This window comes from Thermosporothrix hazakensis, from assembly GCF_003253565.1.
Lineage (GTDB): Bacteria > Chloroflexota > Ktedonobacteria > Ktedonobacterales > Ktedonobacteraceae > Thermosporothrix > Thermosporothrix hazakensis.
The window spans coordinates 1177668-1197618 of sequence record NZ_QKUF01000001.1; the positions used below are offsets into that span (position 1 = coordinate 1177668).

15 protein-coding genes are annotated in these 19951 nt (G+C 53.9%); 6 read left to right on the top strand and 9 right to left on the bottom strand.

Annotated features, from left to right (window positions below):
- Positions 1–37: 37 nt before the first annotated feature.
- Entirely contained in the window at positions 38–1225 is a 1188-nt protein-coding gene (locus EI42_RS05015) for a M24 family metallopeptidase (protein WP_170142356.1), read from the bottom strand.
- Between the two features lie 281 nt (positions 1226–1506).
- Between EI42_RS05015 and EI42_RS05020 the strand changes: the two genes are divergently transcribed.
- Positions 1507–2793 (top strand): LCP family protein, encoded by a 1287-nt coding sequence (locus tag EI42_RS05020; protein WP_111319406.1) that lies wholly within the window; start codon positions 1507–1509, stop codon positions 2791–2793.
- Positions 2794–2926: 133 nt separating this feature from the next.
- Positions 2927–3832: a peptidoglycan editing factor PgeF gene (pgeF, locus tag EI42_RS05025; protein ID WP_170142357.1), complete on the top strand. Its 906-nt coding sequence runs from the start codon at positions 2927–2929 to the stop codon at positions 3830–3832.
- Between the two features lie 47 nt (positions 3833–3879).
- Here the strand turns inward: pgeF and EI42_RS05030 are convergent, their stop codons facing one another.
- The 3 genes from EI42_RS05030 to EI42_RS05040 form a co-directional block, all read right to left on the bottom strand.
- Positions 3880–4545, bottom strand: coding sequence for a transaldolase family protein (locus tag EI42_RS05030; RefSeq protein WP_111319410.1), 666 nt, complete (start codon positions 4543–4545; stop codon positions 3880–3882).
- Positions 4546–4987: 442 nt separating this feature from the next.
- The gene (locus EI42_RS05035) at positions 4988–8344 is read right to left on the bottom strand and encodes a glycosyltransferase (RefSeq protein ID WP_111319412.1); all 3357 of its coding nucleotides are present in this window, start codon (positions 8342–8344) and stop codon (positions 4988–4990) included.
- A gap of 5 nt (positions 8345–8349) precedes the next feature.
- Positions 8350–9567 carry a glycoside hydrolase family 113 gene (locus EI42_RS05040; RefSeq protein ID WP_111319414.1) on the bottom strand — a complete coding sequence of 406 codons (1218 nt, stop codon included), beginning with the start codon at positions 9565–9567 and terminating at the stop codon, positions 8350–8352.
- Positions 9568–9989: 422 nt separating this feature from the next.
- Between EI42_RS05040 and EI42_RS05045 the strand changes: the two genes are divergently transcribed.
- The 4 genes from EI42_RS05045 (at position 9990) to EI42_RS05060 (ending at position 11824) form a co-directional block, all read left to right on the top strand.
- Complete coding sequence (locus EI42_RS05045) at positions 9990–10715, top strand: YggS family pyridoxal phosphate-dependent enzyme (protein ID WP_211326018.1); 726 nt, start codon at positions 9990–9992, stop codon at positions 10713–10715.
- A 62-nt stretch (positions 10716–10777) separates the two neighbouring features.
- Positions 10778–11272 carry a DUF6391 domain-containing protein gene (locus tag EI42_RS05050; protein ID WP_111319416.1) on the top strand — a complete coding sequence of 165 codons (495 nt, stop codon included), beginning with the start codon at positions 10778–10780 and terminating at the stop codon, positions 11270–11272.
- A gap of 3 nt (positions 11273–11275) precedes the next feature.
- Entirely contained in the window at positions 11276–11545 is a 270-nt protein-coding gene (locus EI42_RS05055; protein ID WP_111319418.1) for a YggT family protein, read from the top strand.
- 3 nt (positions 11546–11548) lie between these two features.
- Complete coding sequence (locus EI42_RS05060; RefSeq protein ID WP_111319420.1) at positions 11549–11824, top strand: DUF167 domain-containing protein; 276 nt, start codon at positions 11549–11551, stop codon at positions 11822–11824.
- A 35-nt stretch (positions 11825–11859) separates the two neighbouring features.
- Here EI42_RS05060 and EI42_RS05065 read toward each other — a convergent pair whose 3' ends face one another.
- The 5 genes from EI42_RS05065 to EI42_RS05085 form a co-directional block, all read right to left on the bottom strand.
- Complete coding sequence (locus tag EI42_RS05065; RefSeq protein WP_111319422.1) at positions 11860–14634, bottom strand: protein kinase domain-containing protein; 2775 nt, start codon at positions 14632–14634, stop codon at positions 11860–11862.
- A gap of 226 nt (positions 14635–14860) precedes the next feature.
- Positions 14861–17488 carry a bifunctional serine/threonine-protein kinase/ABC transporter substrate-binding protein gene (locus tag EI42_RS05070; protein ID WP_211326019.1) on the bottom strand — a complete coding sequence of 876 codons (2628 nt, stop codon included), beginning with the start codon at positions 17486–17488 and terminating at the stop codon, positions 14861–14863.
- A gap of 348 nt (positions 17489–17836) precedes the next feature.
- Entirely contained in the window at positions 17837–18289 is a 453-nt protein-coding gene (locus EI42_RS05075) for a hypothetical protein (RefSeq protein WP_111319426.1), read from the bottom strand.
- 14 nt (positions 18290–18303) lie between these two features.
- Positions 18304–18540, bottom strand: coding sequence for a hypothetical protein (locus tag EI42_RS05080; RefSeq protein ID WP_246046399.1), 237 nt, complete (start codon positions 18538–18540; stop codon positions 18304–18306).
- Positions 18541–18727: 187 nt separating this feature from the next.
- Positions 18728–19933 carry a GAF domain-containing sensor histidine kinase gene (locus EI42_RS05085; RefSeq protein WP_111319430.1) on the bottom strand — a complete coding sequence of 402 codons (1206 nt, stop codon included), beginning with the start codon at positions 19931–19933 and terminating at the stop codon, positions 18728–18730.
- Positions 19934–19951 lie beyond the last annotated feature (18 nt).

Sequence of the window (19951 nt, forward strand, 5' to 3'; positions counted from 1 at the left end):
CGACATTCCTGACTGGAAGTCGGCCTCTCGTGGGTCTTTATGAGAGAAGCGGCACAATTTCTTCCTGGACAGGAACCCCGGTTACTTCAACATCATTCTTGCCAATAATCAGGTCAATTTCACTGCGCACTCCAAATTCTGGCAGGTAGATGCCCGGCTCAATAGTGCAACAGGTATCAGGCAACAGAGAGCGGCTATCATGTGTCTCATAGTTGTCATTGTTGGCCCCCTCGCCATGCGTGGCCGTGGTCAGACTATGGCCGGTCCGATGCACAAAGTAGTCGCCATACCCCGCTTTGACAATCACGGCACGGCAAACATCGTCAACCTCACACCCCTGGACGCGCTTTCCGGCGGCGATACGCTCCCTGATAAAGGCAACAGCAGTATCACGTGCCTGCTTCACAACCTCGAAGACCTCGCGCTGCTTCCGGGGAATCTCGTCTCTGGTTCCGGCAAAGGCCATCCAGGTATAATCGGCGACAATCGCGCCCTCATCTCGCGTGGTTGCCCAGAAGTCGAACAGGATCAGGTCGCCGCGCTTGATCGGGCTAGAAGTGGTCGCCGTCGGCTCATAGTGGGGGTTACTGGCATTCGCATTCACCGCCACATGGGGCAAGCCCTGCGACAGATTCAGGCCAGCCGCCTCAAGCATCGCGCCAAAGCGCTGCACCACCGTATACTCATCAAGCTCACGCCCCCTGCGCAGATCCTCACCCAGTTCTGCAAAGAGCTTATCCTTTATCGCGATCAGCGTTTTGCCGGCTATACGATGCGTCTCGATCTGCCAGGGATTCAGGCAAGCAACGAAATATTGTGACAGATCAGCAGAACTGACGACCTCCACATCTGCCGAGCGCACCAGTTCGACCGTGCCAGCGTCAACACGGGCAATGTAGGGAATAGCGTTCATGGGCGAATATTCCATTGCAACCTTTTTGGACGATTGCAACGTATCTTTTAGTAGAGCATGCAAATCCTGCCAGGTACGGAAAACACGATGCTCTCCAGGCAAATCGTTCAACACATGCGGCTCAACCGCACTGACAATAGCTGTTGGCGTTCCTTGAGCCGGGACAAAATAAAACCAGCGTCGCGAGTAGAAAGCATTCAATGGGAGCGAAAGGACCCGATAGGCGATCGGGTTTGACTTGCGAAAATCATAAAAGAGCCACCCATCTATCTTCTCATCGCGCAAGGCCTGTTGAATATGTTCAAGATCCATAAGACCATATCCTTTCTCGCTACGAGCCGGGGGACAGCGATACATTGTCATCTATTCAGACCATTGTATCACGGACATCTAAATATGGTACAATCTTCCCATAGCAAACGATTCCTTCTTTAGTATACTCGGCAAAAAGACAGCAGGAGGAGAAAATACGGCAACCCGGCGGAACAAATCACCGCCAGAAGCACTCTCTTCTGATAGATACCTTTTTCTTTTATCTCTGGCCCCCGGACACTTTATACTTTTTTGAGATACTTATCAGGAATGCATGATTTATGACCGATCAAAATACTCAAAACAATCAATCTAGCGAGCCGGTAGAAGAGAAGCCACCTGCCGAGCCACAGTCAACCGAGGGACCCGATACACCACCAGAGACCGCAACCACAACAAAAGAAGAAACAGACAAGCAGAGGCGCGAAGAGCTCTCCCAAACGCCAACCGTCCAGATGCCGGGCACAAAAAAGAAGCGCAAGCGCCGCCCGGTACGCATTGCGTTGACGATCTTTCTCGCGTTTCTGGTCCTCTTCGGCGCCATATTAGGAGTAGGATACTGGTATTATTATCAGAACATTCATGATCCACTCACCAAATTCTATCGACCCATTACTAAGAATAAGCCGGGGCAACAGCAAACGCCAGAACCACAACTCAGCAGCATTCAAGGGCGAGCCTGGAATTTGCTTCTTCTTGGCAGCGATAACGATAGAAAATACACCTTCCCTGCGGTCCTGACACAGGTTATGATGGTTGTACGTATCGATCCCATTCAAAACAAGGTTACGATGCTCTCCATCCCTCGTGATTCCTGGGTTCCGATTCCCAACGACTATGGAATGCATAAGATAGACCAGGCTTTCTTGCTCGGTGCAAACCAGAATAATAGCTTTGAAGATGGCGTGGCTCTGGCACAACAGACAGTTGAAAAGAACTACGGCATTAAAATCGATCGCTACGGATGGATCGGCCTTGATGGGTTTGCCAACGTCATCGACCTGCTTGGAGGCGTCGATATTGTGGTTGAACATCCCATTGTTGACGACACTTATCCGGATGATATGGACAAGCAGGTCCACACGCAAGACAAGAACGCATACAAGCGGCTCTATATCGCACCCGGTCCTCAGCACCTGAACGGGCGTGAGGCACTTGAATATGTGCGCTCGCGGCATGCCGACCTGATCAGCGATATCGGACGCACCTATCGCCAGCAACAGGTACTGACAGCACTCCAAAAGAAGCTCAACGGCCTCGACCTGCTGAACAAGCTTCCAGAGCTTCTTAAAGACCTCGAAGGGAAGGTCTACACCAACGTGAGCGAGCAAGAGATGCTGGACTTTGCCAATTTCGGACGCACGCTCACCGCAGAGAAAATCCAGCGCCTGACGCTTGGCCCGGGCGAAGGGAAAGAGAACTATGGCCACTGGGACAAGGTTATTGATTACAGCATTGGCGGCCTGGAACAGGACGTTGTGATACCGCATTGTGAGAACATCCAGCCGTTGATTAACCGCATTTTTGAACTGGGAGCGGACACCCAGAGCTGCAATGTAGGAACATAACGAAGCTTCAGGAGTGAGGAAATAAGGCTCCGTTCCTCACTCCCTTCTTATGCTACCCATCCTCTATATGCTAGAATAAAATCAAGCATACAGTTTCTCCATTTCGACCACCTTGATAAAGAAGGATACTATCTTGATCGAACAGCACTATCAACAACTCCGGTTCTTGCAATTTCACCATCTTTCCGCGTACCCCGAGCTTGTTCACGGCGTCTTTACCCGTCACGGTGGCACCAGCCCGGCACCTTATCACAGCCTGAATACAACCCATTCTATCTTACGAGAAAAACGTGATGCCGTTGAAAACGTTCTACAGAATCGGCGGCTGGTACTTGAGGCGCTTGATATCGCCGATTCGCCCTGTGTGACGCTCTGGCAGATCCACGGAGCTGATGTTCATGTCTATGAGCCGGACGCACCCTGGCGCTCTGACTGGTCCTCAGCCAGTTATTTCCAGCCCGGTTGGACTCCCGAGACGATCAGAAAAGGAGACGCCATTATCACACAAACCCGGGGCATGGCGCTGACGATGTCCTTTGCCGACTGTACTCCCCTGCTTTTCTATGACCCGGTTCAACACGTCATCGGGATCGCACATGGCGGTTGGCGTGGCACGGCTCGTGGCGTCACCCTGACCACTATTGAGGCGATGCAACAGCGCTTTGGCAGCCACATTGAAGATATTCACGCCGCGATCGGGCCGACGATCGGAGAGTGCTGTTATGAGGTTTCAGAAGAGGTTCGTGCCATTTTTCTGGGACGGGCAAACTTTGACGAGGACCCCATTGCGGAGCGGTTCCGCCCACTTCTTCGGGAAGCTGCTTCCTTTGGGATCGTGCAGGAAAACGGACGCGACAGCTTGCGCCTGAACCTGCAAGAGACTCATCGCCGTCTGCTGCTCCTGGCTGGATTGCGTCCGGAGCATATTGAGGCGGCCAACATCTGTACCGGCTGTAACACGGCTGACTTCTTCTCACATCGCAAGGAGAACGGGCAGACGGGCCGCTTTCCGGTCACGATCATGCTCCGTCCTGCGTGAACAGGGTGGGTCAGAACAGCGCATCCTGACCCACACCCCTTCCTGAACTAGAGCGATCGTAGCTCGCTGCTATCCTTCTCAAAGCGCTCGACCGCTTCTTCGGTATCGGGCTCGGTGACCATTGTCAGTAGAACCTCGGGAGGGACTGTCAGATCATGTGCACCCGCTGCCAGCGCCTGCGCCGCCTCAACCGATGATTTGATACTGGCCGCCAGAATACGCGTCGGCAACTGCTGATCTTGAAAGATCTTCGCCATACAACTGATACGCTCGGCAGGCTGAATACCATTACGCAGCATCCGATTATAGTAGGGAATAATGAACTCAGCACCAAGCAACCCTGCTGCATACGCCTGCGCAACTGAGGTAACAGCCGTAAACGCCAGACGGACCCCCTGCTTTTTCAATCGCATTGCGATCTTCATGCCGGTCTGGGTCAGCGGAATCTTTGGTAAGATGCGCTCTGGTGCGATCTCAATGTAGCCCATTGCTTCACGATAGCCATCCTCTTCGCTGGCAATAGAGGGCTGCATAAAGATATCGCCGCTCACACGCTCTAGAAGCTGCTGCAAGAGCTCCCGCGCTCCAAGATGCTGCCCACGTTTCCACGTATTCAAAAGAATGGTCGGATTCGTCGTCACTCCCGCGATTGGTAGCACAGCGGCAACCTGTTCAATCTCGTCAAGGTAGGCGCCATCTACATAAAGGGCCATGTCTCACGCTCCTGATCTTCAGATTATGCACACACACATTCACTCACCACATCTTTACATATTACCAAAAATGCGACAGAAAGTCCCAGGCTTGAGCTCATGGTGCATCAGCTCCCTCTGGGCAGAGAATACGAATGTCACTTGGTAGTGGACCTCACCTGTGTCAGAATCCTTTTCATGAACAGGTCCCATCAGGCAGACAGGGAACCAACGACTGTACCTCGTCAAAGACTTCTGGACAGGAGGGCATCATGCTATTGCGACGCGCACGGATGCGAGTTGAAAGAAGCATTCCCAACTCTTTCGGCCCGGGGAGTGTCAAAAATACATCCTCCGAAAAAAGATACCGCCGTCTCACGTCCGGCGGTATCTCCAGCAGAGGCATCAGGTGAGCCGCCCCAGGGAACAGGAGGCGTCCACCTACGTGAAGTAGACAGGGAAACTAATGCTGATGCTCAGGGCATGGTTGCTCGACCACCCGGGCAACATGATGCAGCGACGGCCCTCCCTTTTTGTAGAACAGTTGCATCCCCGATGTATCCTGCACCAGCAACAGATAGTGCGTCCGAAAGCGAGCGCTCTTCACATCCAGTGCCTTCATGCCTCCATCATATACGACCCACTCAGCAAAGCGTTCCGGCTCCTGGAGCGCCTGCTTCCACCGCAGGCCCGAGCGCTCATCAAGCAGGTTGCGCCGCTGAATAGTTGAAAGGCGCGGGTCAGGCCGACGTTGTAATATGATGCCTCCGTTGTAGTGCTGCTCCAGGTAGCGATACACCAGGGGCACAGGTTCACACGTCTGACCCTGCTGCCGCTCCTCTAGCACAACGCCCCCGTCAGCCGCAAGCGCCACAGACTGCCCCAGAATCAGCAGCGCAAAGATCACTAACATGATGCGAGAGAAGGGCCGCCAGTGTTCCAGCCTCACACTATCACAGAACAGCGCACAGAACAGCGCCACAGGCACCAGCAGCAGCGAGCCAAATCGCACATTGTGAAACGAGGCATGAGATGTATCGGGCAAGAGGATAAAAAGCTGTCCTGTATAGAGCGCCAGCACCAGAAACACGAAAGGAACAATCCCAAACGTCAGCACCGTCAGCGTGACCGGCGTCAATTTCTGCCGCCTGACATACAGCACGATACCGATACAGGCCAGCATCACAGGTACTATCCCGGCAAAGAACGCAGGTGCGAACGCAGCAATTTTCAATGCTATCCCGATATGGTGAAAGGCCGGAGAGATGCCCTGTGTATGCCACATCTCAACAGGGAATAAAGCCAGGCGAGAGAGCTCAAGCAGCGGATTACGCGCCTGGATTAGATTCCAGCATTCCCAGAGCACCAGCCCCCACACGCCCCACAGACCGAAGAGCAACAGGTTGCTTCCAATACAGGAGAAAGACTGCCGCTGAAGTTTTCCGATCACGACAAGCAAGATTAGTAGCGCCAGAAACACGCCCCACCCAAGAGGATGAGCCATCATTGCCAGCAACGAGCAGGCCCCTGAGAGGATCAGGAGACGCAGCCGCTGCTCCTGCACCCAGGCCAGAAAAAAGAAGAGCGTCGTCGTACAGGTGGCAATACCCACCGCTTCGGCAAGCGGCGTCGCTTGCAGGTACAGCATGTTTGGATTCAGCAGAAACAACAGCGTGCCCAGATAGCTCAGAATGCTTCTGCCCGTCAGGCGCTTGATCGTCAAGTACAAGAAGCAGGCAGTACAGAGATAGCAAAGCATCGAGCCCAGGCTACCTGCAAGTCCCGTTTGCCAGAGATAGGAGTTCCAGATAAAAGGGAGTATCACAACCTGGGGCATCGAAAACCACGTCCCTGCCGGTAACGCCTGCCCGGACGCAATGCTCTCAAAGGCATGGTGCGCCAGCCGCAACTGGATGGTCGCCTCGCTATAAAGCAAAATCTGTCGCCGCCAGAAGAAGTAACCACAACTCGCGATACTCAGCACACTGGCAGTACCAAGCACGACCATGAGCCAGTGATCAGAGCAGCGTCGCTTCTTCACCTCTGCGGCAGGGGCCTGCATCCGCGTAAAGACCGGCAACGGAAACGTTTGTAGCGTCGCATACATCCGGTTCAACATCATTGGCAGTGGATTGACCCGCAGAATCTTATCAGTGACCGGGAGGATAAAATCCGTTCGGCTTCTGGTCAGCTTGAGCGTTGCCGAGGCTCGCTCTTCTGATGGGTAGCCCTGGATACTCTGCCCATCCTTCAGATGCAGACCATGCGTGGTTTTCTGCCAGTAATGCGGACGGAACACCAGTTCACCAAGCGCCAACAACGCGGCCAGACACCCCCCAACCCAGTAGAGGGGAATCAACAGGGCACATGGCATCAGAGCGTACAGCTTCCTTCGGGCACAACCAAGCAGGTACAGATAGACATAGAAAAAGTTTCCAAAAGCAAAGCAGAAAATCCCCAGATAGAAAATTGGCAGAGGGAAAAGCGTATGATAGAAAGGCATCACAAGATCTTTGCAGAAGAGATAGAGCAAAAAGAGCGCCCACATAATCGGATTGATAAACAGCATGCAGGCACCGCTTCCGATAAGCAGATGAAGCGAAAACAGGTTGCGTAGCTCTCTCCGGCCCGGCGTCAGCGGATAGCGCGTATGCACAAAGTAGGTTTGAAAGTAGCCTTTGATCCAGCGTGAGCGCTGTCGGAGCCAGTTCCCCCCCTGCGAAACGGCCTCCTCATAGGTAGTAGAGTCCAGCACAACCGTCTTGAACCCGCAGCGCGACAGCCGCAACCCGAGATCACAATCCTCCGTTACGTTAAAGGCATCCCACCCGCCAAGCGCACGCAGAACCGAAGCCCGAAAATGATTGGAGGTTCCTCCAAGCGGCACCATCAACCCGAGCTTCTGCAAACCAGGCAGGATCAGATCAAACCACATCGAATATTCAGCCGTATACCAGCGCGTCAACAGGTTTTGCTTCGCGTTATAGCAATTCAGTCTGGCCTGCACACAGACCACCTCGGTGTCATGGCGCGCGAAAGCCAGGACCGCCTTCTTCAACTGGAAAGGGTCCGGGACATCTTCCGCATCATAGATGACGATATAGCTTCCCGTCGCATACATCAGGCCATAGTTACAGGCCCGAGGCTTGGTACGCGGCTCTCCGGGAGGTACCGTTACCAGGTGAAAATGTGGTGGCAGGGCTTGCGCCCGAATCACGCTCCGGGTCTGCGTATCATCTTCCTCGGTCAGCAGCAAGATCTGTAATTTGTCTTCAGGGTAGTCCAGTTGCTTGAGCGCCCGCAAGAGCTGCGGCACAACCGTCGCCTCCCGATAGAGTGGACAAAGCACCGTATAGCGCGGCCATTCCACATCCTTGAGTTGCCGAAGCAGGATTTCATCAACCTTTGTGGTCTCCGACGGCCCGGCGACTCGTGCCAGCATCCAGAAACTCAGGAGCAAATGCAGTGCATAGACAATCGTGATCAGCGCAATAGTCGCAACGAGCAAAGTGAGGCCAGAGAAGAAAACACCCGCCAGACCGGCTAGAACGACCATACAAGCGATAACCATCTGCGACCTGCTCCAAACCTGAAAAGCGGAGAGGCCGGGACGAAACGGCACAAATACCTGAACATTCTTATTTCTGACCCTGACAATCCGTGCAGCAGCCCGGCGATATTCCTCGGTTTCCTTGATCGGATCGTGATTTTTCTCCCACTCGGCCTGCTTTGCCAGCCATACTTTATAGTGCTCAAGGGTATTCGAGGTCTGTTTCTTTGGTATCTTGAGCCGAGGGGCTATCATTCGTTGGATCATCATGCTCTTTATCCTTCTCCTGTAGGGCTCCCATTGGAAGGACGCTGTACATCACCCGGCTGACATCGCTGTTTCGCTGCTCTGCAACCGGCAAGACGAAAAGGACCCTCGCTTTCGGATTCAGGCGTTGTGGGAGGAGAGGTAAACCAGTTGCGCAAAACGATGGCTGCGGGCTGATCGCGCAAGCTCATGGCCCCTACCTCATCCCAGGCCCAGAAGAATACCCCCCTGATGCGCGGGTTGCTGCGGGCATACTGAAGCGCGGCCTCACAGGCGCTTGCCTGCAATGCAGGATCCAGCGGAGCCTTGCTATGCACACGCCAGGGATCAGCAAGTGCATCGCTATGCCGACGGTACCCGATCTCTGAAATCAGGACCGGTTTGCCCAGACGACGCGCAAAGGTGTCAAGGGCGGCCCCTTCACGCTGCTTCCAGACCAGTGTGAGATGTGATCGTGGAATCGGTCGGGGTTCCAGCAGAATCGGCATATACGCCGATACACCTATTGTGGTCAGAGCAGGATCTTTCATCCAGGCAGGAGGCTCCTCCTGCAAGCCGGTCCAGTTCATGTCATAGACCAGAGAGCCGGTATAGAGCGCACGCGCACGGCCCAGCAACTGAGTCCAGAGTTGAGCGGGGGCATGGGCCGCCAGCCATTCTAGTTCAGTTCCAAGCGCCAACTGCTCAACCTTCTCCTCCTGCGCCACCTGTACATATGGCTGGATCGCCTGCCAGTAGCTCTCAAACCAGCGGCCTATATCCTGCTTCCGTTGAAAATAAATATCTCCAGCCCAGTCGCTTCTATCTCGCTTCACCGTCAGTAGAAACGTTGTGAAGACACGCAGCCCCTGGGCGTGAGCCGCTCTGACACCCTCTGCGTAGGAATAGAGAGCAGGCGCGTTTGTATCCTGAAACACGTCAGTGGAGATCAATGTTTCCTGCGTCAGGAGAATTGGCATCTGTATCCAGCACGCGCCTGTCTGGGCCTTGAGCAAGGCAAGGCTCTTGCTCCAGTGCTCATCTCCATACCCTGTTACACTCCATTGAGGATACGAGATCCCGGCCTGAAATGGCCGCTGTTCGGTCTCACAGGACGTAGGCCCGGTCATGTGCAGATCTTGCTTTGGTTTTTCGGTCTTCTCCCATCCACCACTGCAAGCAGCCAGCAGTACACAAAGCAACAGGAAAAGCAGCAGGACAGGCAGCTTCTCTCGTGAGGCATCCACCCTTACAACCCTCCTCACCACATAATTCTGAAAGAGGCCTTATCTCATCATACAGTGTACCTTTTTATATCAAGGCGTACAATACCATTTCAAATAATATCAGTATAGCTTCATGGCATCCAGGCGAAAGCGAAGAACGCCAATGACGCCACACAACGCCTGTATCCGATCTCAGGGATCGAATTTGCCAGATAGACAGGAGAAAAGAAAACCAATACAGCGAGCGTTTTTTGAAGAGTACTTTCAAGCTATCATGACCTTTTCTCTTCCCGATATTGACGAATGCGTTGATCTATGCCAGTATGCACAATATATATGTGATATAGAGAAAAGGGCACACAACTCCTGTACCCGATCAAGCGTATTACAACTGATCAGCATCAGCAACGATTACACATTCCGATACATTTTGAGAGTATACTGTGGTAGAACATTCATCATCGTTTCTAGAACCGGAAGAGCTTGCCCACAATATCGAGCAAGTTCGCAATAGAATCGCTGAAGCGGCCCAGAAGGCAAACCGCCCGCTGGAAGAGATCACGCTGATTGCCGTTTCAAAAACTAAGCCGGTTGAACTGGTTCAACTGGCTTTTCAGCAGGGGCTCACCCATTTCGGGGAAAACCGGGTTCAGGAGGCGCTTCCGAAAATAGCGACCTTTCACCCGGAAGGGATTCACTGGCATATGATCGGGCACCTGCAAAGCAACAAGGCTGGAAAAGTGGTCGAAGCATTTGACATGCTTCAAAGCGTTGATAGCCTTCATCTGGCTCAGGTGCTGGAACGTCTGGCAGCATCCAGGGAAAAACACCTGCCTATCCTGCTGGAAATCAATATCGCAGGCGAGGCCTCAAAGGCAGGGATGCGTCCGGAAGAGAGCCTGAGCGTTGCCCGGGAGATCGCTGCATACCCCCATCTGGATATACAGGGCGTGATGACAGTCGCGCCGCTGGTTACGAATCCCGAGGAGGTACGCCCGGTATTTCGAGCGCTCCGCGAGCTTCGTGACCGTCTGCGCGATGCCGTTCCACAGCATTCCTGGCATCACCTCTCGATGGGCATGACAGATGACTATCAGGTCGCAATTGAAGAAGGCGCAACTATGGTACGAATTGGACGAGCGATTTTCGGCGCACGCCCTTCCCGGTAAGCTCTTGTTAGCGGCGATGTCGGTCATTGACAGACAACAGGCATCGTGCAAGGAGGAACAGAATGCAACTCGATGATTTTATGTTTGGCCGTCGTATTCGCCAGAACCATGCACTTGAGCATGCGACCATTACCATTTTAAGTCAACGCGTCCCGAACCTGACAGTGAGCGCCCGTTCCAATACGAACGGCTTCATTATCTTCGGTGATGTGGACCTGGGAGAGCTACGACACGCCCTTGAAGAAGCGTTGCGCCGCCTGCAAGCAGGAGAAGCGGAGCTGGCGATTCATCCCAATTGCGGCACCAATCTGGCCGTCGGAGTCACAATGGTGACCCTCGGGACACTGCTTGGCTTCGCCTCCAGCAATACCCGCACCCGCATTGCAACCGCGGCCGCCTCTACGCTGGCCGGTTGGGCCGCCGCCCGACCAGTTGGTGAATATGTCCAGCGCCACTTTACCACCCTGCCAGATCTCCAGGGCGTGCGCGTTACCGAGATCATCCGCCGCAATTTCTTCGGCCTCACCTTTATTGAGGTTCGAACGGTCCAGGAGTAATGTATGAGCATCTTCTTTCTGATCGTCTACTATATCGCAAACATCGGGCTCAACATCCTGATGATTTGCTTTTTCGTGCGCGCTTTCCTCTCCTGGTTTCAAATCGATGAGCGCTACGCGATTGTGCGCTTTCTTGCGTATGTCACCGACCCGTTTATTGAGCCATTCCGACGCTTTGTTAAGCCAATTGGCTTCTTTGACCTTTCGTTCTTTCTGGCAGCCTTCTCCATTCAGATCATCAGGATCCTGATCCTGCAAGCCCTGCCCATCTAGTGTATGTACATTTCGGTTCGTGTGATCCCCCGAAGCGGGAAAAACAGCCTTGAGTGGGAGCAGGGCACGATTAAGGCCCGCCTGACCGCGCCGCCAGTTGATGGCGCAGCCAACGCGGCGCTGATTGATCTGCTTGCACAGAGCCTCGCGGTGCCCAAACGCTCTATTCAGATCGTGCGAGGAGAAACAGGACGTCAGAAAACGCTGGAGATTGAAGGCGTAACGCTGGACGAAATCCAGGAGCGTATCAAGAATCCGCTCAAAAAGAAGAAGCGGTAGGCTGTTTGGCACTACCGCTTCTTTGTTTTCGCTGGCTATTCACCGACTAACAGCTTGCCAGAACCGAGCTGCGATTCCATCTGAATCTGGCCGCGCTCGTTGACTCGAAGCATCACAATAGGCTTTTCAAGCGGGTTGCCATCTGCCCCGAAGGAAATCTGACCACTTGCGCCCTGAATGGCCTTGTTCCCGGTAATCTGAGTCAGCGCATCTTTGACTATCTCAGGTGTCAGTGTGTTCGTTCCACCCTTAGTAGCGTTCTCACATGCAGACAGCAGAGCCAGCATTGCATCATAGCCCAGGACCACATTGAAGGCCGGACGAGTAAAGCCGTAGGGGCTTCCCTGATGCCGCCGATTAGGGTCAAAGGCGTCTGGATAGTCCTTATAGAAGGACGGCTTCTGACTTCCGTGACCGAGCACATCCCATTCATCTGGATATGCAAATGCGGTAAAGCGCAGCCGATTAAAACCGCTGTTATTTGCCGGATAGCCACCCAGATTGTAGAGCGCATCTCCGCCCAGGATCTGCAAGTTCTGGGTATTCGGCTTCTCAGGCAGATCCTTCAAAAGGACACTCACATCATCGGAGTACCCCGCGAAGTAGATCATATCAGGTGCCGGGCTCAACTGAAGCGCGTCATCTAACGCCTGACTGATAGAGGTCTCGTCCTTCAGCGTATAGGAAACCGGGCCCAGAATCGTGCCCCCCTCCTGCCGAAACTCCTGCATAAAGCTTTCAGCCAGGCTGCGGCTATATGTATTCGCAGGGTCCTGGAAGACAACGACATTCTTCGCGTTCATCTTGCTCTTTGCGTACTTCGCCGCGACCTTCGCCTGTTCCTGATTAGATGGCGCGACCCGGAAGAAGTATGGAGAGACGCCGGTCAGATCATCACTGGAAGCTGTTCCGGTAATCATCGGGACCTGGGCTTTTCCCAGTACGCGAATCGCGGCCTGTGCATGAGCGCTATACGGCCAGCCCATCACGCCCACAACGGTTGGATCATTTTTAGCGAGCTCAACAATTTGATTGGCAACCTGTGGCACAAAGCGATCACTATCGCCGCCATTAGCAATCAACAGGCGAACCAGCTTGCCACCGAGACGCGCCCCATTGTTCTGGTTGAACTCCTTCTGCGCGACATAGGCACCCTGCAACTGATCACGCCCGGCCTGAATGTTATCTGCTGCACCGGTCAGCATCGTACCCACAACAATCGTTACATAGGGCTTGCCAGAATCCAGCACACGCTGATTTTCCAGGTTAATCAACACCTCTGCATCACTGCTATCTTTCCCGAGCGCGGCTCTCCAAAGGGACTGAGCGCTGTTGACATCTCCGGCCTTCAGCTTCTCCGCGGCGGCCTTCTTATCCGGACCACTCGGGCGATTCAGATCAAAGGCCGTCGAGCCATCACTGATCCCGATCAGTTGCCCATCTACCGTCTCTACACCCAGGACGTTCTTTTCGCCGGGGGTTGGAGTCGCGTTAGCGGTGGGTTCGGTCTGCGTGATCGCAGTGGGGGTTGTTCCAGGGCTGGCCCCCTGCTTCGCAGGGAACAGACGCGGGACCCCGATAATCGCAAACAGAATCACGCCGAGCACCACCAGCAACAGCAACGAATTGCGCACCCAATGAGACTCTTTCTTTGGCGGCGGCACAGGTTGCACAGGAGGTGGCGTCACCGGAGGCGGCGTTACAGGCTGTTTGGCCGCTGGACGGGAAGCCTGTCCGCCCTGAGTCGCCGTCCCACGCTGAGGCATGGTATTGCGTCCCATGTTATAGTTCTTGCGCAAGATATCCTGAATATCTTTCCGCATCTCGCCGACACTCTGATAGCGCTTGCTGGCATCGATGGTCAGTGCCTTCTTCAGCATCTTCTCCGTCTCAACCGAGAGCTGTGGATTCAGCGTTCGGGCATCAGGAAAGTTAAACGGCGGATAATTGCGCGGATCGCGATTGGTCAGGAGATGGTGCATGGTTGCCGCAAGCGCATAGAGATCCGAACGGGTGTCTGCATTGCCGCTATATTGTTCGGGCGGGGCATAGCCCTGGGTGCCCAACGCCGACGTCTGCTTCCGCTTGGCATACTTGTTCACATCCGCACGCGCAATACCAAAGTCAACCAGATGTGCTTTTTTGTTGCTCGCACCAATAATGATATTGGCAGGCTTGATATCGCGGTGAATAATGGGCGGGTTCTGTTGTGCCAGATAGTCAATGATATCAAGGACCTGCAAACCATAGGTCAGAACCTCGCGCTCCGGCAATGGCTTCTGCAACCGATCAATATACGCTTCCAGATTCTCACCGGGCACATACTCCTGAATCATGAAGTAGCGCGATCCCTCCTGAAAGCTGTCAGTAACATCAGGGATCGACGGATGATTCAGGCTCGCCAGTGTCGCAACTTCACGGTTGAAGTTGTCAACGTCCTCACTTAATTTTGTGGGATCACTGCTGTCAGTAATCAGCTCTTTCACCACAACGCGTTTATTTGCCACACGCGTATCTCTGGCAAGCGCGGCTGTACCCATCCCCCCCTCACCGAGCACCTTTTCAATAACATAACGCCCATTCTGTAGCGCCATATTTGGTGCAAGTTTTCCCGAGCCGCCCGTCATTCCGGTTATACCGGGCGACGTGGTTGGATAGACTACTGTCGGCCCCGTATTCACCGGAGAGGCACTTTTGACAGGAGTTATGACGGTTGGCGCATTCGCATTTGTAGAATCCAGGGCAAGGCCGCAGTTCCCACAAAAATCTTCGCCAGGCGCATTATCTGTTCCACAGACAGGACATCTCATAGTATGTTAGCCTTATTCCCACTTATGCGTTAACTCGCTCTATAACTGACAACTGACAAAACTGACAGTCCGAACACCACACCGATGACCGCTTCCACAAATACAACAACAGAGACACGCTCACTCATAGAAAATACAGAACCAACGGTTCGGACTGCTCATAGGGGAGACAGCGCCCTCATCTGCCGTTGTTCCCCTTTCGGGACCCTGACTTCTCTGTCACACACTACAAGAAGTATGTCCCGATAATCTTTGGCTCCATCTGAATATGACCATTATCATCAACCCGTAGGATTACAATTGCCTTATTCAGCGGGTCTCCATCCGCGCCGAAAGAGATCTGACCGCTGATTCCCTGAAATGCATTTGCGCCATTTATCTTTCTCAGGCCCACCTGTAGTGCTTCAGGCGTTACCTTCTCCTTACCGTCCTTCAACACGTTAGCGCATCCAAGGAGCAGCGCGGTCATCGCATCATACGAGAGAATGACGTCATTGTTCGCCCTCGTATATCCATAGGCAGGGGCATGCGCTCCGCCGGGATTAAAAGCCGCCGCATAATGACTGAAGAAAGCAGGTCGCGGACGTCCTTTCGCCAGAATATCCCACTCGTCGGGATAGGCCAGCGACGTAAAACGCAACCGGTGAAAATTGGCCCGGGCACTGCTCTGAAAGCCATTTAGCTCATAGAGTGTATCGCCTCCCATGACCGGCATTTCTCCCGGAGGCAGGTTCACCAGCAGGGTACTGACATCTCCCGAATACCCGGCAAAGTAGATCATATCAGGATTGGGCTTCATTGCCTGCTCCATCGCCTCAGAGATCGTCTCAGCTTTATGAATGGTATAGTTGACGGTTGTCACAATAGTGCCACCAAGCCGCTGAAACTCCTGCGCGAAATCGCTGGCAAGGCTCTGGCTGTACGGATCATTCTTATCCTGAAAGAGCGCAACCTTTTTCACGCCAAGTGTCTTGCGGGCATACATCGCGCCAGCCTTCCCCTGAACAGAGCTTGGTGGCGCAATCCGGAAGAAATAGGGTGAGATTCCGGTCAGATCATCGCTGGTGGCTGTCTGCGAGACCATAGGAAGCCTGACCTCTTTGAGTAATCGCGCCGCTTCCAGCGCTCGTCCGCTTAAAGGCCAGCCCATCACCCCGACGATCGTCGGGTCCTGCTTCATCTGCTCCTTGATCCGCTGAACCACCTTTGTTACGTAGCTGTTCTGGCTACCGCTGCTGGCAATCAGCAATTTCACCAGCACACCACCCTTCAGCTTTGCGCCATCATTAAACTCTTTCTGGGCGACGTACGCTCCCTGAAGATCATCGCGTCCCACTCCGACCTCATCATCAGAGCCGGAAAGCATGGTACCAACAACGATTGTCACATGTGGCGCATTTCCAACTCGCTGGTTCTCCAGATAAATCAGGGTTTCCGCGTCGGACGTGTCCTGAGAGGATGCCTGCTTCCAGAGCGAAATAGCTGCCGAAACATCGCCTTTCTGGAAACGCTCCGCTCCCTGCTCCTTCACCACACCGCCGCTTCGCTTGACATCGAACGCAACGCTCCCATCGCTCAGGCCGATCTTCTCGCCATTGATCATCTCGAACCCGATACCGTGGCTCTCCGCAGTCTCCAGTTTCTGCCCGGAATCCGGGCTGATAAAAGAAAAGATGCCAAAAATACTCACGCCTAAGAGCGCCAGAAGCAGCAGGCCAATCAGCAACAGCAGGCCTGTATTCACACGCCTCTTCTTCGTCGGCAGCGCTCCTATAGGAGGCAGCAACGGCGGCTGATCTGTGGGCGGCGGAGGTGGGGCAAAACTGGCATTCGCCACCTGTTCTCTGCGCTGGACCGAAAGCGTTGCTCCCCCCCTCGGGCCACCCACTTCTGCGGTTGTGACAATATGACCAGCAGGGAGAACATCAACTTCAGGGATGTCGCGCACCACGCCAAAGCGAACCCGTAAAATCGTATCGATCTCCTGTTTCATGGCCGCGGCGCTCTGGTACCGCTGCTCTTTATCTCGCAACAGTGCTCGCTCCAATACCTGCTCAAGCTCAGGCGAGAGCTGCGGATTGAGTGACCGCACCGAAGGATAAAGAAAAGGAGGATAATTGCGAGGATCCCGGTTGGTCAGCACATGGTGCATGGTCGCAGCCAGCGCATACAGATCAGAACGCGGATCAGCTTCTCCCTGATAAAGTTCCGGCGGTGCATAGCCGGCAGTGCCAAAACGTTCGGTTCGCTTACGGCGCTCATGTTTATTCTGTTCCGCCCGGGCAATACCGAAATCGACCAGATGCACTCCCTGCTCATCGTCACTGAGAATGATATTGGCGGGCTTGATATCACGATGGATCAGGGGGGTTGGCAACCGGGCCAGGTAGGCCAGCAGATCCAGAATATCGGATACATAGAGCAGGACATCTCGCTCTTGCAGTGGATGTCGCAGGGTTTGCAGGCGCTCCTCAAGCGTTTCGCCCTCAATAAACTCCTGCGCCATGAAATAACGCATCCCCTCCTGAAAGTGATCGGTAACCCCTGGCATCAGCGGATGATCGACATGCGCAAGGAGTGCCACCTCTTGTTTGAAGTGCTTCACTTCTTCCTGCCATTCGGCCACATCCGCCTCATTGGAGAGCAGCTCTTTAATCACCACCTGTTTGTCAAGCCGCACGTCGATTGCAAGCAGCGCCGAGCCAGCGCCTCCATCGCCGAGCACTTTTTTAATACTATATCTGCCCCCTTGCAGGCGCGTTCCCGGAGTCAGGGCCCCCGTAGAAGAGGAAACGCGCCTCTCCTGCCCGATATGCCTCCCGCAACGGCCACAAAAGCGGCTACCATCTCGCATAGGTGCATTACAATAAGGACATACCATCGTTTCAGCCTGCCTTCTAAGACGCAAATAGAGCCCACATCTCTATAGACGTTTCCAGCTCATTATACTTGTTTACCTGATATCCGTCGAGAACCAGCAGATGTTCTTTCCCTTCGCTCATAAACAGGCTCGAATAGTGATAGACTGGCCCTTTATAGATTACGTATTTGCATACAAAAAGTTCAACAAAAGGGGGAAAGTAATGTTTATCTAAATGGACGAAAAATGGCGGGGAGAATCAAAATCCGCCGTTTGGGAAGAGAAAGGCAGACAAAAAAAAGCAGGACACCGGGAACGAAAACTCCCGGTGCCTTTTCCGCTCTACAGATGTGGACAGCGCAACGAAATGATTCCCGGAGCAAAGTGGTTTGCTTTCTGGAGGTATTCCGGCTCGTTCGCTTCTATCATCAGTTTATGCATCAAAACAACATCGCCATCCGGGAGAGGCTCCGCCGGTTGCAAACAGAGTTCCATCACCGCACTCCCCCGCTCGTACACCTTGACCAGACCACCAGAGCCGGGAATTCGATAAATCCTGTCGGCGCTCGAAGGACTGGCAACTTCGAGATATCCATACTTCATCAACTGTTGATATTGTTCGTCGGTCAACATCTCCTGCAAGAGCGCCCTGGCCCGATTCTCAGCCGAGAAGTGTTCACTGACACTCTCACGAAAACGTCCGACACGCCCTTCTGGCGCTTGTGACAGGTAATAGATCGCGAGCAGGAGAAACAACAGCCATATGCCCAGAAACAAACTCAGCGTTTCTAACATAGCTGTATCGCTCCTCACCCACCTACAACACGCGGTACAATAACTATCTGCTCGGCAGTACGATCAAACTTATCGATGCGCTCGGTAGGGCCGGGACTGACTCTAAATGCCGTTGCTCCGCGCATACGAGCCTCTTGAAAGATACGCTCTGCCTCTCTCACTGCGGCCTGAGCCTCAGGATCATTTGCATCGGCTTTCTTCGGGTCCCATGTAATTCGATCGTCTCCCCGACGGGACATAATACGTAGCATTCCCACGGTCCGTCTCCTTCTCTTTACATGCGTGACTACTACCGTGCTCTTCCCGGCTTCCTGGTTTTGACTACACCAAGAAACACTATGAGATATTTTGAGAATAGCATGCGTTTAAAAGTGCGTCAAGGGTTTCTCCTAGAATCTTACACGTACCAGACAAACATTTGGGTGCAGTACGCTTCTCTTATGCTGAAAGCAGTCCTGGAAAGAAGCAAGTGAAGAGGCTCCCTTTGCCGGTCTCACTCTCAACCTCAACTCGCCCCCCATGTGCCTCGACGATCGCTCTGACCGCTGCCAATCCCATTCCCTGGCTGTGACGGTGACCCTCGGGACGACGAATCTGGTAGCCGCGTTCAAAGATACGTTCCCGGTGGCGCGGCTCAATCCCTCTCCCGGTATCCTGCACCTGAAGTAGCAACAGCGATGCATCCCGCTCGTCTGGCGTGGCGCGAATCCAGATCTTTCCTCCCGGCTCGGTATTATCAATCGCGTTACGCACAAGGTTTCGCACCACCTGCTGGAGCCGCAACTGATCGGCATAGAGACGGGGCAACGTTGGTGGCACCGCTATCTGTATTTGAAGCGAGCGGTCCTTCGCGTCCAGCTCCAACTGCTCGACTGCATCAAGCACGACTTCGGCGACATCCAGCAGCGAGCGATACAGTTGCAGCCGCCCATTATCCAGACGCGCCAGCAGCAGCGTATCTTCGATCATTGCATAGAGGTTCTCGCTGCTGGCCCTCGCTCGTTGCACAAATTCAACCTGCTCCCCTTGCAACGGTCCCGCAGACCCGGCCAGCAAGAGTTCAAGATAGCCATTAATTGTGTTCAGGGGCGCACGCAGCTCATGCCCAAAATGAGAAATAAGATGATGTCGTTCTTCCTGTTGTAGGCGCACGGTGTCAAGGTTTTCCAGCAAGGAAGACAGCAGCGGGATCGCATGCCGCAGTGTCTGAATCTCTTCGCGGCGAAAATCTCGGTGTCGTCTGAGTGAGAGAATGCCATAAAGCTTCCCGCGGACGCTCAACGGAGCCGCCAGTTGGGCAGACAAACCCACACGTTCATGTACCAGAGGGGGCCGCGCATGCAGTATATGAGCAACACCAGGATCTCGCTCTTGCAGCTCTGCCGCAGTGTGACGCTCTCCTTCCACGGTCAGACATCCGGCTTCAGTGCGCCACTGCCAGAGGCGCAGTTCATCCGGCTCTAAGGAGCGATAGAGGTACAGGTCCAGTTGCTCGCTCTCGATCAAGCGCCCGATCTCGGCCAGCGTGGCGCGATACAGTACAGTCGGCTCACCCTGCGCAATCATCCACTGTGAGAGCTGTACAAAGAGCTCAAGCTGCGTTGTGGGCTGCGATGGGCAGGAAAAAGAATCTACCTTCTTCATTATCAAGACCTCTTCAAC